Consider the following 25,601-nt stretch of genomic DNA (forward strand, 5'->3'; position numbering starts at 1 on the left):
TGTAAAGAACTGATTATCAGATAGTTTTGAACGAAGATAATTCCATTAAGCATTCTCTTTCCACGCTGCTGTCTGGCGTGACCGTACGCACGCAACGCGGGCCCGCCGACGTTGCCGTGCAAGGTCTGACCCTGGATTCGCGGCAGGCCGGACCGGGTTTGGCGTTTTTTGCCTTGCGTGGTGCGCAACATGATGGTCATCAATTCATTGCAAAAGCAGTAGAGCAAGGCGCAGCCGTAGTGGTGTGCGAAGATCTGCCCGCTGACCTGAGCGCCGAAACCACCTACGTGCAGGTGCCCAGCAGTACTGAAGCCATGGCGCTGATGGCAGCCGAGTTTTACGGCCATCCTTCGCGACAGCTCAAACTGGTGGGCGTGACGGGTACCAACGGCAAAACCACCTGCGCCACCGTGCTGCACAAGCTGTTTCGCGAGTTGGGCTACCACGTTGGCTTGCTTTCGACCGTGCAAAACCAGATCGACGAGCAGGTGATTCCGGCTACGCACACCACGCCCGATGCCATCAATTTGAATGCGCTGCTGGCCCAAATGGTGAAAGCCGGCTGCACGCACACGTTTATGGAGGTAAGCTCGCACGCTGTCGTGCAGCATCGCATAACGGGCTTGCACTTTGCAGGCGGTATTTTTACCAACCTCACCCACGATCACCTCGACTACCACGGCACCTTCGACGAGTACCTGAAGGCTAAAAAAGGCTTTTTCGATAAGCTTGATAAACAGGCATTTGCCTTAACCAACGCCGACGACAAGCGCGGCATGGTGATGCTGCAAAATACCGCCGCCCGCCGCGAAACTTATTCTTTGCGCAGCCTGGCGACGTTTCGGGCCCGGCTGATCGAGAACGCAGTGCACGGCCTGCATCTGGAAGTAGACGGCCGCGACGTGCAATTCCGGCTGATTGGAGTGTTTAATGCGTATAACATCCTGGCCGTGTATGGTGCGGCCGTGTTGCTGGGCGAAGATGCCACGGAGGTGCTTACCGTACTTTCCGGCTTGACTTCGGCGCCCGGCCGTTTTGAACCCATTGTGGCCGAAAAAACGCGCATCACCGGCATCGTGGACTACGCCCACACCCCCGACGCGCTTGAAAACGTCCTTTCGACCATCGCTCAAATTCGCCAGCCCACGCAGCAAGTAATTACGGTGGTGGGCTGCGGCGGCAACCGCGACGCGGCCAAGCGTCCGATAATGGCCAATCTGGCGGCACAAGGCTCTGATCGAGTGGTGCTTACCTCGGATAACCCAAGATTTGAAGATCCCAATGATATTCTTGCCCAGATGCAGGCAGGAGTGAAGCCCCAGGATTTGGGCAAAGTATTTACCGTTCCCGACCGGCGCGAGGCCATCAAGATGGCTTGTGCGCTGGCCCAGCCGGGTGATATCGTGCTGGTAGCCGGCAAAGGCCACGAATCTTACCAGGAGATTCGGGGTGTGCGCTCGGCCTTTGACGACAAAAAAGTGCTGGAGGAAATGTTTGAGCTGCTAGGAAAATAATCATCATGCAATACCTGTCGTGGCGCGTTTCGCGCACCCTGCCTTCCTGGACCGCCCCTGTGCACCAATCGACCGAGCAATCTCGGCCGTCGTCAACGCTCGATAAGTCCGACAAGTGGGCTGGGCGCCTTGTATGGGGACATACTACCTATCGCGATGGCTTGCGCTACCTAATGCGACACGACAGCAGTAGCCAAAATCTGCACAATCACAACGTTTGACCCAAATCAGAAAAGCTGAACCTTTGCAGTTTGGGAATATCCTAACTGCTACTCGCTGAACCCTGCGCCCATGCTTTATTACCTCTTTACGTATCTCTACAAACACTATCACCTGCCGGGCGCGGGCGTATTCCAGTTTATTTCGTTTCGAGCGGCCATGGCCGTGATTACTTCGCTGCTCATCGCGCAGGTTTTTGGCAAAAGCCTCATTCGGATTCTGCAACGCAAGCAAGTGGGCGAAAGCATCCGCGACTTGGGCCTGCAGGGGCAGATGGAAAAAAAGGGCACGCCAACCATGGGCGGGCTTATCATTCTGCTTGCCATTCTGGTGCCCGTCTTGCTCTTCGCGAAGCTTGATAACATCTACATCGTGCTCATGATTATGAGTACCATTTGGCTTGGTTTGATCGGTTTTGTCGACGACTACATCAAGGTGGTCAAGAAGGACAAAGAAGGGTTGGCCGGCCGCTTCAAGGTGTTGGGCCAGGTTGGATTGGGCATTACGGTAGGTTGGGTGTTGTTTTTCAGCAACGACGTGACTGTGCGCCAGTACCTGCTACCCGACGGCCAGCTGTCGGCCGTGGACGCCAGCACTGTGTATCAGGATGTAAAGCTGATGATCACGACCATTCCGTTTGCCAAAAACAATGAGCTCAACTACGGCAACCTGTTCAGCTACGCCGGGCCGTATTTCAATGGCCTCTACAGCTTTCTTTACATCCCCATTGTCATCCTGATTATCACGGCCGTGAGCAACGGCGCCAACATCACCGACGGCCTCGACGGCTTGGCAGCAGGTACCTCTGCTATCATCGGCATTACGCTGGCCATTTTTGCCTTCGTAAGCGGCAACTCGATACTGGCTGATTATCTGGATATTATGTACATCCCTAATTCCGGGGAATTAGTAATTTTCTGTACAGCCTTCGTGGGGGCCTGCGTTGGCTTTCTGTGGTATAACAGTTATCCGGCGCAGGTATTTATGGGCGATACGGGTTCGCTGGCCATCGGCGGCATCATCGCGGTGCTGGCCCTTATTGTGCGCAAAGAGTTGCTGATCCCGGTCTTGTGTGGTGTGTTTCTGATTGAGAATCTGTCGGTTATGGTGCAGGTGGCCTACTTTAAATACACCAAGCGCAAATACGGCGAAGGTCGCCGGTTGCTGCGCATGTCGCCTTTGCACCATCACTACCAGAAAATAGGCTACCACGAATCCAAAATCGTTTCGCGGTTCTGGATTGTGGGCATCATGCTGGCTGTCTTGACTTTAGTAACCTTAAAACTGCGGTAAGACGCCTTACAGGTGTCTGTGCGATATAACCCATGAAAATCGTCATCCTCGGAGCGGCCGAAAGTGGAGTAGGAGCGGCGCTGTTGGCGCAGGCCAAAGGCCACAATGTGTTCGTGTCTGACCGCGGCCCGATTCAGAAGCTTTACAAAGACAAGCTGACAACCGCCGGCATTCGCTTTGAAGAAAATGCGCACACGTTGGAGGAAATCCTGACGGCGGATGAGGTAATTAAGAGCCCAGGGATTCCGGAAAAAACGCCCGTGATTCAGGCGTTGCGTGAAAAGGGCATTCCGATTATCTCCGAAATCGAGTTTGCGGGTCGTTACACACGCGCCAAATGCATCTGCATCACAGGCACCAACGGCAAAACTACCACCACGCTGCTCACTTATCATTTGCTCAAAAAAGCTGGGTTACGCGTGGGTTTGGCTGGCAACGTAGGCTTTAGTCTGGCTGAGCAAGTCATTGAAGATCAGAATGATTACTACGTGGTGGAACTCAGTAGCTTTCAACTCGACGACACCAGCGAGTTTCGGCCCTGGATTGCGGTGCTGCTCAACATCACGCCCGACCACCTAGACCGCTACGACTACTCGCTCGAAAAATACGCTCAAGCCAAGCTGAGCATTACACGCAACATGGACAGCACCGGTTGGTTCATCTACAACGCCGACGACGAGGTGACGCAGCGCGAATTTGCGGCGGCCTTTTGCCAAACCAACCTGTTGCCCTTCAGCCTGCACCACCGGCCAGACTATCAACTGGCGGGTTATTATACGGCTGTCGATTGCGTGTGCACTAACCTAGAGCCTGCTTTCCCAGATGCTGGCCAAGAGGTGAGCGTTGAACGCTCGCCGCTGATCGGGCAGCACAACCGCCAAAATATGCTGGCGGCCGTGCTGGCCGCGCGGGTCGCCGGCGTAACTCCCGAAAAAATTGAGCGAGCGCTGGCTTCGTTCCAAAATGCTGATCACCGCTTGCAACTCGTGGGCGAAGTAAACGGGGCGCGTTTCATCAACGATTCCAAAGCCACCAACGTGGAGGCGGCATGGTACGCTCTCGACGGAATTCCGCAGCCCATCATCTGGATTGCGGGCGGTACCGACAAAGGCAATGACTATGCGGCGCTCGTTCCGCTGGCACAGCAGCGCGTCAAAGCCCTGATTTGCTTGGGCGTTGATAACACGAAGCTGCACGCAGCCTTCGACGCGGTGGTGCCGCACGTCGAGGAAACTCAATCGATGGAAACCGCTGTGCGGCGGGCCGCCGAAATGGCCACCGAAGGCGATGTGGTGCTGCTTTCGCCGGCCTGCGCCAGCTTCGACCTGTTCAAAAACTACGAAGACCGGGGGCGCCAGTTTACGGCTGTTGTGCAGCAGGTTATGGACGAAGCCTCAAACGATTAATCATAACTAATTGATATAAAAGAAGTTATGGAAACGATAAAAAATTGGCTTCGGCAGAACTTGAAAGGCGATCCGGTGCTGTGGGGCATCGTGATCCTGTTTTCGATGATCAGCATGGCGGTCGTGTATTCGGCAACCGGCACGCTGGGCTACAAAAACGAGCTGCACGGCCGTTCGGGCACTACCGAAATGATTTTGCTGAAGCACTCTAGCCTGATTTTCATGGGCTTGGCCCTGATGTGGCTGGCGCATCGCATCGACTACCGCTATTACTCGCGCCTCTCGCTGTACGCGCTGCTGTTGTCGGTGCCGCTGTTGCTGTTTACGTTTTTTGTGGGCGGCACTACGCTCAACGATGCGTCGCGTTGGCTTACGATTCCGGTCATCAACCAGACTTTCCAGCCCTCCGACTTGGCCAAGCTGGCTTTGATCGCGCACTTGGCCTCCATGCTTTCGCGTCGCCAAAACAACGTTGATGATTTTCGAACCACGCTCATGCCGGTTATGATCTGGATTATGATCATCTGCGGGCTGATCGCGCTTACCAATGCTTCCACGGCTGCTTTGCTGTTTGCGACCTGCTTGCTGCTCATGTTCATTGGCCGCGTACCGATGAAGCAAATGCTGGTGATGGTGGTGATTGGAGTAGTGGTAGGCGGCGTGGCCCTAGCCAGCGGCCAACGTTGGAAAACGGTGCAGTCGCGCATTGAGAGTTTCACCGACAAGAGCAAGCCCGTTCCTTTTCAGCTGGAACACAGCTACATCGCCATTGCTACGGGCGGCATTACGGGCAAAGGCCCCGGCAAAAGCACCGAGCGCAACATTCTGCCGCACCCGTATTCCGACTTTATCTACGCCGTAATTATTGAGGAATATGGCCTAGCGGGCGGTGCGTTTGTGCTGTTCCTCTACCTCGCCTTTCTCTATCGAGGGCTCAAAACGGTGATGAACAGCTACGGGGCCTTCGGCGGGCTGCTGTCGGCGGGCGTCAGTTTTAGTTTGGTCTTGCAGGCGATGGTCAACATGGGCGTAGCAGTCGGACTAGGGCCGATTACTGGTTTGCCGCTGCCACTGCTTAGCATGGGTGGTACCTCGCTGATTTTCACTGGAATAAGCATCGGCATCATCTTGAGTGTGAGCCGTGGTGAGCACGAAATCCGTCCCATGACTGGTGAGCCTGACGATACCGCGCGCATCCCGAAGAAATCGGCTTACGCTTAGTCAAAGCCAACTCGTTGTAAGTCAAAGCATTATATAAAAGATTAACATTCAACGCTTTCCAAGTGCCTCACCCAGAATCCCAGCTTTATAACACGGGCTTGCCCTCGGCGCATCCCTACCGCGTGATCATAAGCGGCGGGGGTACGGGAGGACACATATTTCCGGCGGTGGCCATTGCCAACGAGCTGCGTCGTCGGCAGCCGGAAGCGGAGATTCTGTTTGTGGGCGCAAACGGCCGGATGGAAATGACGCGGGTGCCGGAGGCGGGCTACAAAATTGTAGGATTGGATATTAGCGGGTTGCAGCGCCGTCTGACGCCGCAAAATCTGATGTTCCCGCTACGGGTGCTGCGCAGCGTCCGCAAGGCCGGAAAGTTGATCGAACAGTTTCAACCCGATGCTGTAGTCGGCGTAGGTGGCTATGCTTCGGCGCCAGTGCTGCTGGCCGCTACTTCGCGCGCCATTCCTGCGCTCATTCAGGAGCAGAACTCGTACGCCGGCTTGGTTAACAAGCTCCTCGCCCGCCGCGTCGACCGCATTTGCGTGGCCTACGAAGGTATGGAGAAGTTTTTCCCGAAAGAAAAGCTCGTGCTCACCGGCAACCCTGTGCGTACAGAAATTGCCAGCGGCAGCCGCGAGGAAGCTCTGAAATTTTTTGACCTCTCGCCACAAAAAAAGACGTTGCTCGTCATCGGTGGAAGCTTAGGGGCCCGCACGCTCAATCAAGCTACGGCAGCGGCCTTGCCACGTCTACGCGAGGCAGGAATTCAGCTGTTGTGGCAAACCGGTAAATTGTACTATCCCGAAGCGGCAGAGCAAGCAGCTCCTTTCGCAGCGGATAATATCAAGGCCCTAGAATTTGTGCAGCGCATGGATCTTGCTTATGCCGCTGCTGATGTGGTGGTGTCGCGGGCCGGGGCTTTGTCCGTCTCCGAACTGTGCCTGACAGGCAAACCTAGCATTCTGGTGCCGTCGCCCAATGTGGCTGAAGACCACCAAACTAAAAACGCTATGGCATTGGTAAAGCGCGATGCCGCGCTGCTGGTTTCCGATGCCGACGCGCCTGCCAAGCTCTACGACGAAGCCCTACGGCTCCTGGCTGACCCAAACCGTCAGGAGCAGCTCCGCACCAACGTGCGCCAACTCGCTCATGGCGAGGCTACGACGACCATTGTGGATGAACTTCTAGCCCTTATGGATCGCCGATGAACCCCGTAGCAGCTTTTCCAAACGTGTATTTTCTCGGCATCGGCGGCATTGGCATGTCGGCGCTGGCGCGCTGGTTTCAAGCCAATGGGCACCGCGTCAGTGGTTACGACAAAACCGCAACGCCACTGACCGAGGCCCTTTCTGCGGAAGGCATCGCCGTGCATTACGATGATGCAGTAGAAAGTATTCCAAAAGAAGTAATTGATAATCAAGAGAATACCTTAGTGATCCTGACGCCGGCCATTCCGAGGGATCATAAGGAGTGGGCGTGGCTGCGCGAACGCGGCTATGATATTCGCAAGCGCAGCCAGGTGTTGGGCTTGCTTACGCAAGGTCAGCGCACAATCGCGGTGGCTGGTACGCATGGCAAAACTACTACCAGCAGCATGGTAGCACATTTGCTGCACCACGCGGGCGTCAATTGCTCGGCGTTCTTGGGCGGCATTGCGGTAAACCTCAACTCTAATCTATTGCTGGCCAAACCCGGAGACGCAGCTGCGGTAGTAGTAGAAGCCGATGAGTACGACCGCTCGTTTCTGACGCTTCATCCCGATATCGCTATAGTAACCAGCACCGACGCCGACCATCTCGACATCTACGGCGACAAAGACGCGCTGGTAGCGTCTTTCCGGCAGTTTGTGGGCCAGATCAAGCCCGGAGGCACCCTTATCATCAACCACACTGCCGACGCTAGCGTGGCCGACGCCGTTCCCGCAGGCGTACGTGTGGTGCGGTATGGCCTGAACCCGGAGCAAGGCCCCGATTTAAACGCGCCCAACATTACGGCCCGAGGCCACGAGTTTCATTTCGACCTGCACAGCCCCCAAGGCAACGTAGCTGGTTTGGTGCTGGCCGTGCCGGGCTATCACAACGTCGAAAATATGTTGGCGGCCGCCTTTGCAGCGCAACTCGAAGGTGTTCAAACAGATACTCTTAAAACTGCCGTAGCTGCTTACAAAGGCGTGAAACGGCGTTTCGAATTCATCGTAACGGCTGGGGAGGAGAAGGTATATGTTGATGACTATGCCCACCACCCACGCGAAATCGAGGCATTTCTGCGTTCTCTACGGGCATTGTATCCGAGCAAGCGGTTACGCGTTGTGTTTCAACCTCACCTGTTTACCCGCACCCGCGACTTTGCACCGGGCTTTTCCGAGAGCCTGAGCATTGCCGACGAAGTGGTGCTGCTCGACATTTACCCTGCCCGCGAATTACCAATTCCGGGCGTCACCTCCGAATTGATTTTGTCCCAAATAACGGCTCCCAAAAAATCGTTGCAGACGAAAGACCAAGTCGTTGCCGCAGCAGAAACAGACACCGATTTCGATGTGCTGGCTACCGTTGGTGCCGGCGATATTGATCAACTGGTACCCCGATTAAAGAATATTTTAAATATTCGCTGGAATGGAGCTGAAGCGTAAAGCAAATAACTTAATTTTCGCTACCGGATGCCTCGTGCTGCTGTCCGGGTTGGCTGTGTTTGCCGGAGTACGGCAGGCCCACCACCCTGTGGGCCAAGTAATTGTCAGCATCAGCAACGAATTCAACAACTATTTCATCAGCGAACAGGAAGTGACGGCTTTGCTCACGCGCAACGGCAACCAGCGCCTCGAGGGAGCGCGTCCGGACGACCTCGACCTGAAGGCGCTGGAAGCGCGGCTCAAAGCCCACAGTTTTGTGCGCGAGGCACAGGTATACCGCGACTTAGCCGGCAACCTGCACGCCGATGTGCGCCAAAATCGCCCCATTGCCCGCCTCGTACACGCCGATACGCGCCAAGATAGCTACCTCGACGCCGAAGGTCGGAAGCTGCCTTTGTCGCCGTTGTTTACGGCGCGCGTCGTACCCATTTCGCGGCAGGGCGGAGCCCCGTTGCAATCTCAGTTTTTCCAGGATTCTACAGGCCAGCAATACCTCAAGCTGCTGCGTTACATCGACGAGCATCCGTTTTGGCGGGCGCAGGTAGCGGAGGTGTTTATCGGGCCCAACGGCAAGGTTTCCTTTACCCAGCAAGTAGGAGATCAGCGGGTAGAATTTGGTTTTCCTGAGAATATTTCGGAAAAATTTGCGAAACTGATGGTATTTTACCGTCAAATTCCGCCAGTTCTAGGCTGGGACACGTACCACCGCGTCAACGTCGAGTTTAAAGATCAAATCATCTGCGAATGATGGCAATTATCGTATATTGCTATCAGTCAGCTAGTTACATAAAATCACACCGTATCCAACCGCAACCCTCTCGCCCGTACCCATCCCATGCAAAACGATAAGATTGTAGTCGGCCTCGACATCGGCACCACCAAAATTTGCGCTCTAGTGGGGCGCAAAAACGAGTTTGGCAAACTTGAAATCCTCGGCATGGGTAAAGCTGTGTCGGAGGGCGTTGTGCGGGGCATCGTGTCGAACATCGACAAAACCGTGGACGCCATCAAACGCGCCATTCGGCAGGCTGAAGAGCAGTCGGGCATCAACATCGGCGTGGTGAACGTCGGTATTGCCGGGCAGCACATCAAGAGCCTGCAACACAACGGCAGCATCACGCGTGCTTCCGCCGATAACGAAATTACGGTCGACGACGTGAACCGTCTGACCAACGATATGTACCGCTTGGTGACTCCACCGGGCTCGGAAATCATCCATGTAATGCCTCAGGACTACAAGGTCGATTACGAGGAAAATATCATGGATCCGGTGGGCATGTCGGGCGTTCGGCTGGAGGGCAACTTCCACATCATTACGGCACAAAGCACGGCCATCAACAACATCAATAAGTGCGTGACCAAGGCAGGTCTGGAAATCGATAACCTGATTCTGGAGCCGTTATCTTCTTCGATGTCAGTGCTTTCCGACGAGGAGAAAGAAGCTGGCGTAGCGCTGATCGATATCGGCGGCGGCACCACGGACTTGGCCATCTTCAAAGACGGCATCATCCGGCACGCCGCAGTGCTGCCCTTCGGCGGCAACATTGTCACTTCCGACATCAAGCAAGGCTGTGCCGTGATGCAAAATCAGGCCGAACAGCTAAAGGTGAAGTTCGGAAAAGCAATTGCTGAGGAAGCATCTGATTACGAGATCGTTAGCATTCCCGGCTTGCGCGACCGTGCCCCAAAGGAGATTTCGCTCAAAAACCTGGCGCACATCATCGAGGCCCGGATGGAAGAAATCATCGAGTTGGTGTATGCTGAAATTCAGCGTACTGGCCACGGTGATAAACTGGCTGCCGGCATCGTGCTGACGGGCGGCGGCTCGCAGCTCCAGAATTTGGTGCAGCTCACCGAGTACGTAACCGGCATGGATACGCGCATCGGTTACCCCAATGAGCACTTAGGCAAGAGCAAAATTGAGGCAGTAAAATCGCCGATGTATGCCACTACCGTTGGCCTCGTGCTGGCTGGCTATCGCTCGATCGATGAGCGCGTGACGCGTTCGTACGAAGAGGAGCAGCCTGCTTACCGCCCGGTGCAGGAAGCCCCACGGGCTGCCACTCCGACGCCGGCTCCCCAACCACAAGCTCCCGCGCAACCTGCTCAGCCCAAGAAAACGTCTGGGGCCGGCAAGTTCTTCCAAGACATCATCAGCCGCACCAAAGGCCTGTTGATTGACGATTTCGACGATAAGCAGTATTAGTCGTAATGGCTAAATTGTCTGATTGTTAAGATCCTGATAATCAATACATTGTATTTTGAAGGCTTTTAACAAGTTAGGCTTTTAACAATTTGACCATTCATTCTCATGAATTATAAATTCGATATTCCGGCGCAGTCCAATTCCATCATCAAGGTGATTGGGGTTGGTGGGGGTGGCTCAAACGCTGTGAACCACATGTTCAGCCAAGGCATCAAGGACGTGGAATTCGTCATTTGCAACACCGATAAGCAGGCGCTGCACAGCAGTACCGTGCCCAACAAGTTGCAAATCGGCGTCGACCTGACCGAGGGACTTGGAGCCGGGGCTAACCCCGAGCGTGGCAAGCAAGCCGCCATCGAGAGTCGGGAGCAAATCCGAGAGCTGCTCAGCAACGGTACCAAAATGGTATTCATCACGGCCGGCATGGGCGGTGGCACCGGTACGGGCGCCGCTCCAGTAATTGCCAAAGTGGCGAAAGAGCTGGGCATCCTGACGGTGGGTATCGTAACGGCACCCTTCCTGTTTGAAGGCAAAAAGAAGCGCCAGCAGGCCGAGCACGGTATCAAAGAGCTAAGCGAGAACTGCGATACGGTGCTCGTGATTCTTAACGATAAACTGCGCGAGATCTTTGGCAACCTGCCCATTCGGGCAGCCTTTGCCAAGGCCGATAACGTGTTGAGTACTGCCGCCAAGTCTATTGCCGAGATCATCACTGTGACCAGCGAAGTCAACGTGGACTTTGAAGACGTGAAAACGGTCATGAAGGACTCGGGCGCTGCCGTGATGGGTTCGAGCATCACAGAAGGTGAAAACCGGGCGCGTCGTTCGGCAGAGGAGGCTTTGGCTTCGCCGCTGCTGAACAACACCGACATTCATGGCGCTCAGAAAATTCTGCTTTCCATCATGTCAGGCGATCAGGCCGAGTTGGAAATGGACGAGCTCACCGAGATCACGGAATACATCCAGGACAAAGCCGGCCAGGATGCCGAGGTAATCTTCGGCCATGGCATCGACTCGACCCTGGGCCAGAGCATTCGCGTGACGGTAATCGCAACGGGCTTTGCGCGCGAGGCACACAACATCAACACGCAGTTTTCGGTCAACAAATCGGAATCCTCCGTTACACCGGAGCTCCAGATCAACCTGTTTGACAAGGATCGGCAGGAGGCTACTTCCGTGGTGCCAACTTTCGCTCCCCCCGCGCCGGCTCCAGTTCCGGTACCCACGCCGGTAGCGGCGGCGCCTGAGCCGCAGCCCGTAAAGTTCGATCTGGAAACTTCGCCCTACACCTACGAGCCCCCGGTAACGGCCCCGTCATCGCCAGCTCCAGAACCTGTTGTGTTTCAGCAGCCGCAACCAGCGCCCCCGACGCCAAGCCGGCCGTCGCTGGACGTGCGGGCCGATGAGCGCCGCCGCCGGTTGCAGGAGTTGAGCAACGGCCTAACCAACGATGCCATCAAGGATCAGCTGGAAACGCCGGCGTATTTGCGGCGTCAGGTAAAGCTCGAAAACGTAGTGCCCTCAAGCGAGCGCAACATCTCACGGTTCAACCTGTCGGACGACAACGAGCTGCTGGGAGACAATCGCTTCCTGCACGACAACGTGGACTAAGCAAATCAAACCATAAAAGAAAAAGCCGCTGAGCATATCAGCGGCTTTTTCTTTTATGGTTGTATGTATAAGTTGTTGATTATCAATAGATTATAAATGTGTATGAGTGATTAATGAGGAGTAGCTTTTATAGAATCACGGAGCAAAGCGCCTTGGCTGGGTTCTGCGACCTCTCGATCCGGCGCGACCGTGTGACTCGTCGAAGCAGTAGCACAGGCTGTTAGGAAACCTGTTGTTAGTAAAAGCAAAAGAGCAGCCACCCAGCACTTCATGGTGCAAAAGTATCTGATACCAAAGGAGTTATTGCGAATAAGCGAAAGAAAATCTTAGCCGCCTATGCAAGCGCGCCCCGCTATTGCTGACTGCTGGCACCTTGCTTCTGGTCGTCGTTTTGGATGCTTTTCTTCGGGCGGTTTGGCCGGTTGTCCGCTTTGCCAAATTGATAATTGAAGCTCAGCCGCACAGAGCGGTTGTAGTAATAATTGTTGCTGAACGAGCGAAACTGATCGGTAGCAAGCGAGTTGCGAAATACAAGTGCCTGACCAAAAGGGTTTTCCAGATTCAACGTCAGGCTGCCTTTCTTCTCGAATAATTCCTTCTTCATGGCCAAAGCATAATAGCGGAACCCCGACGAGCGCCCTTGCAGCGTGACGGTGCGCGAACTCATAAACCCGTTGAACTGAGCACTATAACCCTTGCCGATCTGCCACGAGGTGGACAGGTTGCCATTGAACATCAGGCCGCGATTGGTGGTGTTGAGCGCCGCGCTACGCACGACTTGGTAGTAGCCATTGACGCTTCCGTTGACGGTTACTTTAGTCAGCACTTTGGTTGAGCCGTATAGGTTCAGGCCGTAGTTAGCGTTGCGGGCTACGTTCTGGAACGTGCTGTAAAGCAACGTGCTACCGGCCGGATCATCGGGGAAAAATGTAGTACTAGGCACCGTCTGCGAAATCTGCTCGATGGCATTGTTCGTCTGGCGCCAATAGGCTGAAGCGTTGATTGACGACGTTTTGAAATAGGTGCTGTAGCCCAGCTCGTACGAGTTTGTTAGTTCCGGATTCAGCTCGGGGTTTCCCGACCGGACGTTGCGCCGATCTTGGGTGTTGACGTATGGGTTCAGAAAATAGATGTTCGGCCGCTGAATGCGGCGCGAGTAGCTAAGCTTCAGCTTTTGGTTTTTGGTTTTTCCGAAATCCCGCGCAGCCATTACGCTCGGTACAAAGTTGGTGTACGACTGGCTCACAGTAGCATCGCTGGTCAGAAAATCGCCGTTGATGTACGTGTTTTCCAGGCGTCCGCCCGCTTTGAAAGTGTACACTTTCTGCCAGGTGAAAGCATACGTCAGGTAGCCCGCATACACGTTTTGCTGGTAGCGAAACTCGTTGGTGCGCGACGGAATCAGCAAATAACCAGTGCCTTTCAGGCTGTCGGCCAGAATCTGATAATCGCTGCCTACGTCGCGCAGAATCATTTTGGTCCCGATTTCCAGCGTGCCGGTGCTGTCCACGGGCTGCACGTAATCGGCTTGCAGCGTGGCTTCGCGGTTGCGGTTGTCGTTGAAGCTTTTCTCGCGATAATCCAGCCGGGTTTGGTCCCGAAACTGGTCGAGGCCGTAGTCGGAGTTGCCTTTGCTGATGCTGTAGAGCGCCAGCAAACTCAACTCTTGGCGCGGCTTCATCGTGCGCGTGTAGCCAAAATTGAGGTCGAGGTTGCGGTTTTGGTTGCGGTTAGCCACATCGCGGTCGTAAACGTCGCAGGGCGTGAGCGGAGATGTATAAGCTGAAAACTGGTCGGAGGTGTTGCGGAACCGGAACAGGTTGCCGCGGCCGCTCAGCGAGAATGCATCCTTGGCGGTCGGGTCGTAGTCGAAGCCCAATTGGCCATACAGGCTGGCGCCGTTTGTGCGGCTGGTGCTGGTTTGCTCTAGCGAAGCCTCTTGGTTATTAGGTAGATACGTGGTGCGGGCCGTTTCACCGCGCCCGCGGTTGTAGAACAGATAGGAACCTGCGTTGGCATTCAGCCCGAATTTCTCACGCCGGGCATTGAGGTTGGTGTTCAGGTTGCTGCTCCGCGTGCCTGCCGAGGCACCCACCGACCCATTGATGCCGGGCAAGCTGTTTTTCTTCAGAATGATGTTGAGAACACCACCCGTTCCTTCGGCATCGTATTTGGCTGAAGGCGAAGTGATTACCTCCACCGATTTAATCTGATCGGCTGGAATCTGGCGTAAGGCATCGGCCACCGACGCGGCCACAATGGTCGAGGGCTTGTTGTTGATGAGCACGCGCAAGTTGGAAGAGCCCCGCATCTGCACGTTGCCATCGAGATCAACGGTCAGGAGCGGGACTTTGCGAAGCACGTCGGCGGCGGTGCCACCGGTGTTGGTGATGTCTTTTTCGGCGTTGTATACGATGCGGTCGACCTTGTTTTCGACCAACTCCCGCTCGCCGGTTACTTTTACTTCCTTCAGCTGCTGCACGCTCGGCGTTAAGCTGATCTGGCCTAGGTTGACGGTCGCGTCGGCATCAGCAACACGCACATTGTCAATTACTTTGGCTTGGAAGCCAACAAAGCTGATGCTGATTTTGTAGTCGCCTGCTGCAATTTTAGTCAGCGAGAAATGGCCTTTTTCATCGCAGACGCCGCCGTCAATCGGCTTGTCTGTGGCCTTGTCGAGCAGTGCTACCGTGGCATATTCCACCGGTTGGTTGGTCTTGGCATTGACGACCGTGCCCGTAAGTCGGCCGTTGCCTTTTGCCGTTGGGAGAGTGGATAAAGTAGGGCGGGAAGCAGACGGTGTAGTTTGCGCAACGGCACGCAGGCTACCTGTGCTGCTCAGTAGCATGAGCAGTAGTAAAGGATGTTTCATTAAAGGGTAGAGGAGAAATTATAGAACGATAACAACAAGCCGAGCCAGCAGATAAACGTAACAAACGGACGAGCTTTTGCCCTAACGGTTGCGCGGCAGGCAAAATTATTAGAAAGGCAGAATATAAATAACGCCCAATTATCTATATTAAAGATAAATAATTGATTATCAAAATGTTAATTACGGTTTGAACGGATCTGAAAACCGTTTGTCCTGGATAAATGTGGAGTCGGTGAGGGCGCGCAGGAATGCTACGACCTGAGCTTTCTCGGTAACGGTAAGGTTGAGCTGCGTGCCAAACGGAACGTTGGTGCCGTCCAGCATATTCGGGTCGATGTTGGGGCTGGCCCGCTCGACGTGTTCGCTGTAGTGGTCCAGCACTTCTGCCAGGGTCTGGAAACGGCCGTCGTGCATGTAGGGCGCCGTCAGGGCGATATTACGCAGGGAAGGCGCTCGGAACTTGCCTTTGTCGAAGCTTTGGCCCGTAACGGCGCCCCGGCCTTGGTCGGCGAAGCTCAGGTCGAGGCCGTTGTTGAAGAAATCACGGGCCGTAAACAATGGGGCGCCGTGGCAGTGAAAGCAGTTGGCGCCGCGCAGGTTTTGGTTCGGATCGGGATGGGTGGTAAACAGCACGAGGCCCTGCACTTCTTCGCGGCTGAGGGCCGTGCGCTCGCCGTTGTTGTAGCGGTCGAAGCGCGAATCAGCCGAAATCAAGGTGCGCTCAAATTGGGCCAGCGCTTTCAGGACGTTCTGCTCGCTGATTTCCTGCGTTCCGAAAGCTTTCTTGAAAAGCGGCGGATACAGAGTCGTTGCTTGCAGCTTGCGCACGCCGTCGGCCAGCGATTGGTGCAGTTCGACAGGGTTTTCGATGGGAATGCGCGCTTGCGTTTCCAGGCTGGTGGCGGCGCCGTCCCAGTTGAGTTGTGGTTCCCACAGCACATTCGTCAGCGACATGGCCCCGCGCGGGTGCGGCGTGCCATCGACGCCCAACGCGTGCGCGCGGCCGTCGGTGAAAGCCTTGCTTTGCTGGTGGCAACTGCCGCACGACATCGTGTTGTCGCGCGACAAGCGGGGCTCGTAAAACAGCATTCGCCCCAACGCCACGCCTTCTTCGGTGAGCGCGTTGTCGGCGGGAATGGCAGCCGGTGGGAATTTGGCCGGCAGTACCAGGCTGTAAGGTGTAGCAGCCGTTCCGGGGTCCGGGGCGGGCTCCTCCGTTCCGTTGGACGTGCAGGCGTTGAGCGCCAGCGCCACGCCCCAAGGAGCCAGCAATCCCCAACGCAACAACCTAGCAGTGACGATCATAGAAAGGAAAGTGGCTCAACCCAGCTTTAAGGTACCAAAACTTCGTGTTTTGCACGAATTGTTGTTGATTTTGCTAAAGTTTAAGTGGTTGATAATCAAACAATTATATAAATACCTTTTGGGCCTTAAAAGTATTCTTTTCTTGCAACGCCCAACGGCTCCAGATAATTACATCGGGGTTCTGCAACTTGCTCGTCCATGAGCCGATATTTTACTGCTTTGCTGGCCGAGTACCGGCCTCTGCTGCTGTTTGCGGTGCGCTGGCTGGCCATTTGTGCGGTGGTAGGCGCGTTGGCGGGTACGGCCTCGGCCGGCTTTTTGGTAGCGCTCGACTGGGTGACGCAGTGGCGCGAGTCGCACCTCTGGATTATTGCTTTGCTGCCGGTGGGCGGCTTGCTAGTGGGGCTGCTCTACCAGTATTGGGGCCGGAGCGTGGAAGGCGGCAACAACCTGCTGCTCGACGAAATTCACTCGCCCAAAGCTGTAGTGCCCCTGCGCATGGCGCCGCTGGTGCTACTCGGAACGCTACTCACGCACTTTTTTGGCGGTTCGGCGGGGCGAGAAGGCACGGCCGTGCAAATGGGTGCCGCCCTGGCCGACCAACTGACCAAGCTCTTCCGCCTGCATGCACGCGATCGTAACCTGCTGCTCATCGCGGGCATTAGCGCAGGTTTTGCATCCGTATTTGGGACGCCGCTGGCGGGTGCGGTGTTTGGCCTGGAAGTATTCCTGATTGGCCGCTTGCGCTACAATGCCATTCTGCCCAGTTTTTTGGCCGCCATTTGTGCCGATTACGTTACGCGGGCCTGGGGCGTGGGCCATACGCACTATCCGTTGTTGCACGCCCCGACTTACAGCATAACTGGACTGCTTAGCGCGGCGGCGGCGGGTATTGCGTTTGGGTTGGCCGGACGGCTGTTTGGCGTGGCTACGCACGCTGTCGGTAGCGTATTCAAGCGCTACATTGCGTGGCCGCCTTTGCGGCCGGCAGTAGGAGGGGTGCTGGTCGCGCTGCTGGTATGGGCACTGGGCACGACGCGCTACATCGGGTTGGGCATACCGACTATCGTACAGTCTTTTGTGGAGCCCGTGCCTGGTTACGCCTTCGCGCTCAAGATCTTGCTGACGGCGCTTACGCTCGGGGCCAGCTTTAAAGGCGGCGAGGTGACGCCGTTGTTTTTCGTGGGAGCTACGCTTGGCAACGCGCTTTCGGGCACCTTGCCGCTGCCCATGCCGTTGTTGGCGGGCATGGGGTTTGTGGCGGTGTTTGCCGGCGCGGCCAACACGCCGCTGGCCTGCACGTTTATGGCCGTCGAGCTGTTTGGCCACGAGTGCGGCCTGTACGTGGGGCTGGCCTGCGTGGTGAGCTATCTATTTTCGGGGCACCGTGGCATTTACTCTGCCCAGATGATTGGGCAGAGTAAGCACGGACTATGGGTGCGCGAGCAAGGCAAACGCCTGCGCGATTTGCACTAGTCTACGATTTGCGCTTAAACAAATACTTGGTCTGGTTGAAACTGTAGCCCACGGCCAGCACCATGCGTCCGGCACTGGCCGGGTGGTCAGTGGTGCCGGTGTACACGGGTAGTTGCACGCTCGCATTCAGCGAAAGGTTTTTGTAATAAACATCGAGGCCGGGGCCGAGCAGGGCATTGTTCATGGCGTGTTCGCCGGTGAGGTGGCCTTCCAGCATTTCGCCCTTCGTTTTCTCGTAGAAAAACTGCGCCGACGGGTACACCTGCCAATTGGTGCCCAACGGCAACCGGTAAAACAGGCTCGCGAAAGTGGTCGTGCTGGGCGCCAAGCTGTTTTCAAATGCATTGCGCGTCGAGCGGCGGTAGCTGGAATTGACGCTCAAGCCCACATTATGGAAGCTGCCGATGTAGTTGGCATACACAAAACCGTCGGTGGTGCCGGTGCCCACCTGGTTGAGCAGCGGATAACGGTGCCCATCGGCGCTCACTTGGCGGAAATTGCCGGTGGGCAGTTTCACGCCTCCGCCCACGATCAGCCGGCTTTGCACGCCCGCCGTTTCGATGGCCCGAATCAGGTGATAGCCGGCAAAAATCGTCACGTCGCCGATGCCGGAAGCGTTGAGCTGCTTGCTGTTGATCTGCGAGGTGTTCATCACGAAAGGCACAAATGCATTCAGTTCCACGCGCTGCGACAGGAAATATTTGCCGCGCAGCTCCAGCACTCGAAACGCCTCATAATCAGTAGGATCGCCGTGGTGTTCGTGTTCGTAGCCGTTGTCACTGTTGAGGTGAGAAGGAAAAAAAGGCCGGACGCCGCCCGGAAAGAACTTCGAACTCTGTCCGTAATCCTGGTAGCCATTGAAAATGCGGTAGCGGTGCATAAGCGAAACGCCGCTTTGGTTGTCGTAGGGCGTAATACCCATGAAGCAGCCGCAAATGTCGCAGGCCTGGGTTGGCAGAAGCAGGCCTAAGCTTAAGCCTAGAATAAGTAAAATCCTTTTCATTACTTTTGTGTAAGTATTTGATTATTAAATACTTGTGGAATTGATTTGTGTGAAGTCATCGATGTTTAAGGGCGCCCTGACAAGCGTTTGTCCTTTAAAAATTCTTGATCGGTGAGGGTGTTGAAAAAGGCTACCAGGTCGCTTTTTTCTTGGCTGGTAAGCGGAATGCCCAGTTGCCCGTCGGGGCGGCGCAGGATTGGGTCGAGGGTGGGGGATTCGGCCACGCCGTGGTCGTAATGTTCTAGCACTTGCGCCAGGGTTTGAAAGCGGCCGTCGTGCATGTAGGGTGCCGTCAGGGCCACATTGCGCAGCGAAGGCACTTTAAAAAGCCCAACATCAGCGCGCACCGCCGTGACGTGCGCCCGCCCCGAGTCCGTCGCAAACTGGCGGTCGAGGCCATTGTTGTGAAACGAATCGTCGGTGAACAGATCGGTACTGTGGCACGCGGCGCATTTCTGTGCTAACACGGCGCGGCCGCGCAACTCGGCCGCGGTGAGATCGCCACCCGGCTCGTGGCGCACATACTGATCGTAGCGCGAGTTTGCAGAAGTCAGGCCGGCCGTAAACTGGGCCAGCGTACGCAAAAATTGGTATGAATCAATGGGTTGCCTTCCGTAAAGCTTGAAAAAGCGCTGCTGATACTCGGAGCTGGCGTTGAGCTTGTGCAACGCGTTTTCGAGCGTTTCGTCCATTTCCAAAGGATTGGTAAGGGGCGCCAGCGGCAACGTTTCGAGGTTTTTGGGCCCGCCATCCCAGAAGAAGTCGCGCTTCCACCGCAGGTTCTGCAAAGCCGGCGCATTGCGGGTGCCCAAGCGGCCGGCTACGCCGTGGCTAACCCGGTGATCGGCGTTGGCAAAGGCCACGAACTGTTGGTGACAACTGCCGCACGAAACCGACCCGTCGCGCGATAACATCGGCTCGTAAAACAACATTCGTCCCAGCTCAAATGCCTCTCGGCTCGGCGGGTTTTGGTCCAGAGCGTAGGCCGGGGCCGGAAAATTAGCGGGCAATACGGAGCCGGGCACCGCTTCTGAGGGCGCTACTTCTGCCTCCGATTGGCAGCTCGCTACGAGCAGCGCCGCCAGCCCCCAGAAGGCCAGCGACGCCGTCAGCGTCCTTTTCATCTTCCTGTAGTTAGATGGTAGGAAAAGCTAGTTGGCGTGGATGTGATCGACCGTAAACATGCCCGCCGCATAGTTGTCGGCTATCCGCACTGCACTGGGGCCGGCGCTGTGGCTGTTGCTACTGGCATCGGCGAAACGAATGCCGGTAAAGAGCTTCAGCAAATCAACGTGGAAATGCATTTCCGGGCTGTGGTCGGTGCGGACCAACACCGTTTTGCCGTTCAGCGACGGCGATACAGTTCGAATAGCATTATAAGGCTTCTTGAAACCGCCCACGTGGAAGATCAAACTTTTAGAAGGCGCTTGGTCGGATGTGCCCTCCATTTTTAGGAAAATGTAGCCCGAATTCCAGTCCCAGAACATGTTGTTGCTAGGGTCGAGAGCGCCCATCTGGGCGCCGGCCACGTTGCGCGCGCTGTCCACGCCGATGGTGAACGTGATGCCCGTGTAATCGCCCACAGGTATTTTGTCGAGCGCAAGGCGCTTTGAATTCGCAATGGATTCCTTCACCAAGTAATAGCTATCCGGCTGCACGTATTCAGTGCCATCGGCTTTCTTAAGCTTGATGTTGGAAATGTAATAATTAAAGGTTGTGACCTTAAACTGATCGCCGGCCGCCGTAGTATAGGGCATGGCACGATTCAGTTCCAGCGCTTGTGTGCCCACGATATGCTCCATTTCCAGGTCCAGAGTGCCTGTTTCGGTAGCGGGGGAGCTGTTGTCTTGGTCGCCGCAACTGCTAAGCAAAACAGTCGCGCACAAAAGGGAAGTAATAGAAAGCCAAAGCTTAGGTAAAAGCATCTTGATAAGATCCAGTTAAGTAATTGAAATGCAAGCAGATACATCAACTGTCAAATCTGTAGTTGACACTTCGTCTTTGTGCCTTGGGTACACGCCAAAGACTTCGCTGAATTTCAACCTTGAGCGGGCGGGTGGAAGATGCTGTTTGCTGGCCTGAAAGCACATCGTGCGGCGGCCAAGGGCGCAAAGCGTATGGCCCGCGTGCGCGGCCAACCGATTGGCGCCCTGAAAGCAAAGCGCACCAGCGGGAGTGCTTCAAACTTAACCTTGGCAAAACCAGCGGCTGGGGCTTTGCTTTCGTTTTCTGCTGCCTTGCGCAACTTCTTGGCTAAGTGGCACTTGCCATTGCAATGAAGCTGCGGTCGGCTTTTGTTCACGCAAAAGAGTTGCGTAATACGCTCCTTGTGCACCTGATAATCCACTACCAACAGCTCCCGGCTAAACGTCTGGAGTAGAATAAGGGCAGTTAGAAAACCAGCGAGCAATCGGTTCACAACGAACGGCTAAAAGCGGAATAGAGCAAAGGTACTAGCTGCGCATCATTTTCTGGCATCAAGTACTTTACACAGCCGTCACCCAGATACGACGTTCGCCAGAAATTGGATTTTTCGATTTAAAAGGCCAGCAACTCTGCAGCCTGCTCGCGTAGTAGTTGCTTGTATAAGTCGTGCTGAAGCTCGCCTTCCTCGGTCAGGTATTGGTCAACCAAGGGCAGGCGCATGCGGGTAGGCAACACTGTCGTGCCGAGGTACATCAGCACGTCGGTAAGATGATTGAGCGCCAGAATGCCGCCCTGGGTGCCCGTCGAAAGCCCCACCAAAGCGGCCTTCTTGCCCCGGATGCCACCGGGGTAAGGCAGGCCGTCGATGAAGGTTTTGAGCACGCCTGGAAAGGAGCAATTGTATTCGGGTACTACAAATACCAGTTTGTCGGCTGAGCTGGCCAGTTGTACTAATCGGTTAAACTCTTCATGCTTGCCTGTATTGGCATATAACGCCGACGTGGCAAAATCGATGGGCAGCTCCAGCAGATCCAGTATCTGATGTTCGGCGCCGAGTTCGGCCAGAAGATGCGCGTATACGTTGGCAACGCGGCGAGCCCGAGAGTTTGGCCGATTGGTACCGGCAATGATGGTAATCATGCTAAGGCGATGAGAAATGAAGAAAGGGCGGGAGTAGTGCTTCTTACCAACAAAAAAGCGAACCGGATTACCAGTTCGCTTTTCAGTAGTGCGTAAACCGCAAACTCTACGAGAGGTTATTCGAGGTCGCTTTGGCGCTGATAAATTCGCGGTTCAGAATAGCGATATTTTCCAGCGAAATCCCCACCGGACACTCGGCAGCACACTGGCCGATGTTGGAGCAGGCACCGAATCCTTCCTTGTCCATCTGAGCTACCATGTTCTCAACGCGAGTTTTGCGCTCGGCATGGCCCTGGGGCAACAAAGCCAGTTGCGAAACCTTTGCCGATACAAACAGCATAGCCGAAGCATTTTTGCACGCCGCTACGCAGGCGCCGCACGCGATGCAAGTAGCGGCTTCGAAAGCACGATCCGCAATGTCTTTCGGAATCGGAATTTCGTTGCCGTCAGGCGCACCGCCAGTGTTCACGCTCACGTAGCCGCCGGCCTGAATAATGCGGTCGAAAGCCGAGCGATCGACGCTTAGGTCGCGGTTTACCGGGAACGCATTGGCGCGCCAAGGCTCAACCGTAATGGTGTCACCGTCGTTGAATTTGCGCATGTGGAGTTGGCAGGTAGTAGTGCCTTTCTCCGGGCCGTGCGCACGGCCATTGATAAACAGATTGCACGAGCCGCAGATTCCTTCGCGGCAGTCGTGGTCGAATGCTACCGGCTCATCTCCTTTGTGGAGGAGATCTTCGTTGAGCACGTCCAACATTTCCAGAAACGACATTTCGGGCGAAATGTCTTTCACTTGATATTCCACAATGCGCCCTTCAGCGTTGCGGTTTTTCTGCCGCCACACCTTCAGGGTAAGGTTCATGGGTTTGGCATTCGGGTTATTTCCAGCCATTTTATTTTGAATGAGGAATCAAGAAGGAAGAATGAAGAAGTAGGCAGAAAGTAGGAGCTAAGGCTGAGAACACAACGTAGTTTCTTCATTCTTAACTCCTCATTCTTCATTGCTTTATTTATAGCTGCGCTGAGTGAGCTTGACGTTTTCGAATTCGAGCTCTTCCTTGTTCAGTCTTTCGGGCTGATTATCACCCGTATACTCCCAAGCCGCTACGTAAGCAAAATTCTCGTCGTCGCGCAGGGCCTCGTTTTCGGGCGTCTGGTACTCCTCGCGGAAGTGGCCACCGCAGCTTTCGTTGCGGTGCAGGGCGTCGTCTACCATCAGCTCACCTAGTTCGAGGAAGTCGGCAACGCGACCGGCATTTTCCAACATCTGATTTAGCTCTTCGTTGGTGCCAGTTAGCTTCACATCCTGCCAGAATTCCTGCCGCAGCTTCTGAATCTCACGCTTGGCATGCTGCAAGCCTTCGGCGTTGCGCGCCATGCCGCAGTATTCCCACATGATGTGGCCCAGCGCCTTATGAAACTCGTTTGGCGTGCGGTTGCCCTTGATGCTCAGCAGCTTTTCCGTGCGCTGCCGTACGAAAGCTTCAGCTTCGGCAAAAGCAGGGTGTTGGGTAGTAACCGGAACGGGTGGCGTCTTGGCTAGGTAATCACCAATGGTATAAGGGATTACGAAATAGCCATCAGCCAATCCTTGCATCAGAGCCGAAGCGCCGAGGCGGTTGGCACCGTGATCAGAGAAGTTGCACTCCCCCGTAGCGTACAGGCCAGGGATGGTCGTTTGCAGGTTGTAGTCAACCCACAGACCACCCATGGTGTAGTGCACCGCCGGATAGATGCGCATGGGAAGCTCATATGGGTTTTCGCCCGTGATCTTCTCGTACATCTCAAACAGGTTGCCGTACTTCTGGCTCACCTTGTCGGCCCCTTCGCGCTTGATAACGTCGCCGAAATCGAGGTATACCGCCAAGCCGGTTGTGCCCACGCCACGACCTTCGTCGCACATGAGTTTGGCATTGCGGGAGGCCACGTCACGGGGTACGAGGTTACCAAAAGCCGGGTATTTGCGCTCCAAGAAGTAGTCGCGCTCTTCCTCCGGAATCTGGCGCGGGTCGCGCTTATCGCCTTTGGCTTTGGGCACCCACACACGGCCGTCGTTGCGCAGCGATTCCGACATCAGCGTCAGCTTCGACTGGTAATCGCCCGACACCGGAATGCAGGTAGGGTGAATCTGGGTGAAGCACGGGTTAGCAAAGAAAGCCCCCTTTTTGTGCGCCCGCCACGAAGCCGTGACGTTGCAATACTTCGCGTTGGTGCTCAGGTAGAATACGTTGCCGTAGCCGCCCGTAGCCAGCACCACGGCGTGCGCCGCATGCGTCTGGATTTCCCCCGTAATGAGGTTACGCGTGATAATGCCGCGGGCTTGCCCGTCAACTACCACTAAATCAAGCATTTCGCTGCGGGTGTACATCTTCACCTTTCCGTAGGCAACCTGCCGGGAGAGGGCCGAGTAAGCACCGAGCAACAACTGCTGACCAGTTTGGCCACGTGCGTAGAACGTCCGGCTTACCTGTGCACCCCCGAAAGAGCGGTTGGCCAGCAGTCCGCCGTATTCGCGGGCAAACGGCACACCCTGCGCCACGCACTGGTCGATGATATTCACCGATACCTGAGCCAAGCGATACACGTTGGCCTCGCGGGCGCGATAGTCACCGCCTTTGATGGTGTCATAGAACAGACGGAAGACCGAGTCGCCGTCGTTCTGGTAGTTTTTAGCTGCGTTGATGCCACCTTGCGCCGCAATCGAGTGCGCTCGCCGTGGCGAATCATGGTATGTGAAGGCCTTCACATTGTAGCCTAGCTCAGCCAGCGAAGCTGCTGCCGAAGCGCCAGCCAAGCCTGTGCCCACCACAATGATGTCGTACTTCCGCTTGTTGGCGGGGTTGACGAGCTTCACGTTGAACTTATGGTTGTCCCACTTTTCGGCTAAGGGTCCTTCAGGGATTTTTGAGTCCAGTGTCATTGGATAAAAAATAGAGGGTTGGGCGGTCAATCAGGTTAAGTGGGCTAGCGCACGTGGGTGATGGCGCTGAGCGACTGCTCCACGGTGTTACCGGTAGCAGGCCGTGGCTGATATTCCGAGCTAAAAAACATGACAACCGGAATCACAGCGAAAAGCAAAGACACAACCACTGCGAAAGTGTAACCCACGCTGCGGATAGCAGGCGAGTACTTGCGGTGATTGAGCCCCAAAGTTTGGAAACCGCTGCGGAAGCCATGCCACAAGTGGTAACCCAAAGCCAGCTGGGCCGCAGCGTAAAGTGCTACGTACCAAGGAATTTTGAATGAGGCCGCGGCCACCGAATACAGGTCGCCTACGGGGTGGTCAAGGTTCGGAACTTTCACTTCGGCCAAGCCTCCCATTGCGTCGAAGCGGGAGCGAACCCAGAAGTTCATCAGATGCACGATCAGGAAGATGAGCAGCAGGGTACCTAGCAGCGCCATGTTGCGCGAAGACCACTGCGAATTCTGCTCCGGATGATTAACTACATATCCCTGAGCACCACGGGCTTTCTTGTTTTTAAGAGCCAAAGCCAACCCTTGGTACGAGTGGAGCGCCAAACCCAGCATCAGGATGATCTCCATAAAGCGAATCACGGGGTTGGTGCCCATAAATTCAGCCCAGAAATTAAACGTTGCACCCCCGTCGTGGCGAAGCATTTGCAGGTTGATGAGCAGGTGCACGAGCAGAAACGAGCAGAGAAATAAGCCCGTTAGTGACATGATGATCTTGCGGCCGATGCTGCTGGAAAACGTTTTACTAATCCAACTCATAAAAGCAACTAAAAGGGGTTTGGGTAGGTCAGATGTATTGGTCAAAGG

The 25,601-nt window shown here is 55.3% G+C and carries 19 protein-coding genes; 10 read left to right on the top strand and 9 right to left on the bottom strand.

Going from position 1 to position 25,601, the window contains the following annotated elements; all coding sequences use genetic code 11:
• The first annotated feature begins 26 nt into the window (after nucleotides 1-26).
• The 9 genes from H9I52_RS02885 (at nucleotide 27) to ftsZ (ending at nucleotide 12,099) form a co-directional block, all read left to right on the top strand.
• Complete coding sequence (locus H9I52_RS02885; protein WP_410403010.1) at nucleotides 27-1,514, top strand: UDP-N-acetylmuramoyl-L-alanyl-D-glutamate--2,6-diaminopimelate ligase; 1,488 nt, start codon at nucleotides 27-29, stop codon at nucleotides 1,512-1,514.
• Nucleotides 1,515-1,805: 291 nt separating this feature from the next.
• Entirely contained in the window at nucleotides 1,806-3,026 is a 1,221-nt protein-coding gene (mraY, locus tag H9I52_RS02890; protein WP_139514166.1) for a phospho-N-acetylmuramoyl-pentapeptide-transferase, read from the top strand.
• Nucleotides 3,027-3,058: 32 nt separating this feature from the next.
• The gene (gene murD / locus H9I52_RS02895; RefSeq protein ID WP_187452577.1) at nucleotides 3,059-4,432 is read left to right on the top strand and encodes a UDP-N-acetylmuramoyl-L-alanine--D-glutamate ligase; all 1,374 of its coding nucleotides are present in this window, start codon (nucleotides 3,059-3,061) and stop codon (nucleotides 4,430-4,432) included.
• A gap of 27 nt (nucleotides 4,433-4,459) precedes the next feature.
• Entirely contained in the window at nucleotides 4,460-5,653 is a 1,194-nt protein-coding gene (locus H9I52_RS02900) for an FtsW/RodA/SpoVE family cell cycle protein (RefSeq protein WP_139514164.1), read from the top strand.
• 62 nt (nucleotides 5,654-5,715) lie between these two features.
• A complete protein-coding gene (murG, locus tag H9I52_RS02905) occupies nucleotides 5,716-6,861 on the top strand; it encodes an undecaprenyldiphospho-muramoylpentapeptide beta-N-acetylglucosaminyltransferase (protein ID WP_316247994.1) in 1,146 nt (381 codons plus the stop codon).
• Nucleotides 6,858-8,282, top strand: a complete 1,425-nt coding sequence (gene murC / locus H9I52_RS02910) for a UDP-N-acetylmuramate--L-alanine ligase (RefSeq protein WP_187452578.1) — start codon at nucleotides 6,858-6,860, stop codon at nucleotides 8,280-8,282. The genes murG and murC overlap by 4 nt, the downstream gene beginning before the upstream one ends.
• Nucleotides 8,283-8,316: 34 nt before the next feature.
• Nucleotides 8,317-9,030 (top strand): cell division protein FtsQ/DivIB, encoded by a 714-nt coding sequence (locus tag H9I52_RS02915; protein WP_230471263.1) that lies wholly within the window; start codon nucleotides 8,317-8,319, stop codon nucleotides 9,028-9,030.
• A gap of 87 nt (nucleotides 9,031-9,117) precedes the next feature.
• Nucleotides 9,118-10,488, top strand: a complete 1,371-nt coding sequence (gene ftsA, locus H9I52_RS02920; RefSeq protein ID WP_139514161.1) for a cell division protein FtsA — start codon at nucleotides 9,118-9,120, stop codon at nucleotides 10,486-10,488.
• Nucleotides 10,489-10,593: 105 nt separating this feature from the next.
• Complete coding sequence (gene ftsZ / locus H9I52_RS02925) at nucleotides 10,594-12,099, top strand: cell division protein FtsZ (RefSeq protein WP_187452579.1); 1,506 nt, start codon at nucleotides 10,594-10,596, stop codon at nucleotides 12,097-12,099.
• Nucleotides 12,100-12,451: 352 nt separating this feature from the next.
• Here the strand turns inward: ftsZ and H9I52_RS02930 are convergent, their stop codons facing one another.
• Both H9I52_RS02930 and H9I52_RS02935 read right to left on the bottom strand, forming a co-directional pair.
• Complete coding sequence (locus H9I52_RS02930; protein WP_187452580.1) at nucleotides 12,452-14,971, bottom strand: TonB-dependent receptor domain-containing protein; 2,520 nt, start codon at nucleotides 14,969-14,971, stop codon at nucleotides 12,452-12,454.
• A gap of 180 nt (nucleotides 14,972-15,151) precedes the next feature.
• Nucleotides 15,152-16,276, bottom strand: a complete 1,125-nt coding sequence (locus H9I52_RS02935; protein WP_187452581.1) for a cytochrome-c peroxidase — start codon at nucleotides 16,274-16,276, stop codon at nucleotides 15,152-15,154.
• A gap of 198 nt (nucleotides 16,277-16,474) precedes the next feature.
• Between H9I52_RS02935 and H9I52_RS02940 the strand changes: the two genes are divergently transcribed.
• Nucleotides 16,475-17,752 (top strand): voltage-gated chloride channel family protein, encoded by a 1,278-nt coding sequence (locus H9I52_RS02940; RefSeq protein WP_187452582.1) that lies wholly within the window; start codon nucleotides 16,475-16,477, stop codon nucleotides 17,750-17,752.
• A gap of 1 nt (nucleotide 17,753) precedes the next feature.
• Here H9I52_RS02940 and H9I52_RS02945 read toward each other — a convergent pair whose 3' ends face one another.
• From H9I52_RS02945 to H9I52_RS02975, 7 genes are all read right to left on the bottom strand, one after another.
• On the bottom strand, nucleotides 17,754-18,674 hold the full coding sequence (locus tag H9I52_RS02945) for a hypothetical protein (RefSeq protein WP_187452583.1): 921 nt from the start codon (nucleotides 18,672-18,674) through the stop codon (nucleotides 17,754-17,756).
• Between the two features lie 146 nt (nucleotides 18,675-18,820).
• Nucleotides 18,821-19,879, bottom strand: coding sequence for a cytochrome-c peroxidase (locus H9I52_RS02950; protein ID WP_187452584.1), 1,059 nt, complete (start codon nucleotides 19,877-19,879; stop codon nucleotides 18,821-18,823).
• 27 nt (nucleotides 19,880-19,906) lie between these two features.
• Nucleotides 19,907-20,641 (bottom strand): MbnP family protein, encoded by a 735-nt coding sequence (locus H9I52_RS02955; protein ID WP_187452585.1) that lies wholly within the window; start codon nucleotides 20,639-20,641, stop codon nucleotides 19,907-19,909.
• A gap of 652 nt (nucleotides 20,642-21,293) precedes the next feature.
• Nucleotides 21,294-21,821, bottom strand: coding sequence for an NADPH-dependent FMN reductase (locus H9I52_RS02960; protein WP_187452586.1), 528 nt, complete (start codon nucleotides 21,819-21,821; stop codon nucleotides 21,294-21,296).
• Nucleotides 21,822-21,927: 106 nt separating this feature from the next.
• A complete protein-coding gene (locus H9I52_RS02965) occupies nucleotides 21,928-22,683 on the bottom strand; it encodes a succinate dehydrogenase/fumarate reductase iron-sulfur subunit (RefSeq protein ID WP_187452587.1) in 756 nt (251 codons plus the stop codon).
• Between the two features lie 144 nt (nucleotides 22,684-22,827).
• Nucleotides 22,828-24,741 carry a fumarate reductase/succinate dehydrogenase flavoprotein subunit gene (locus H9I52_RS02970; protein WP_187452588.1) on the bottom strand — a complete coding sequence of 638 codons (1,914 nt, stop codon included), beginning with the start codon at nucleotides 24,739-24,741 and terminating at the stop codon, nucleotides 22,828-22,830.
• A gap of 44 nt (nucleotides 24,742-24,785) precedes the next feature.
• Nucleotides 24,786-25,553 (bottom strand): succinate dehydrogenase cytochrome b subunit, encoded by a 768-nt coding sequence (locus tag H9I52_RS02975; protein ID WP_139514151.1) that lies wholly within the window; start codon nucleotides 25,551-25,553, stop codon nucleotides 24,786-24,788.
• Nucleotides 25,554-25,601 lie beyond the last annotated feature (48 nt).

This window comes from Hymenobacter sp. BT491 (assembly GCF_014349165.1).
GTDB classification, from domain to species: Bacteria; Bacteroidota; Bacteroidia; order Cytophagales; family Hymenobacteraceae; genus Hymenobacter; species Hymenobacter jejuensis.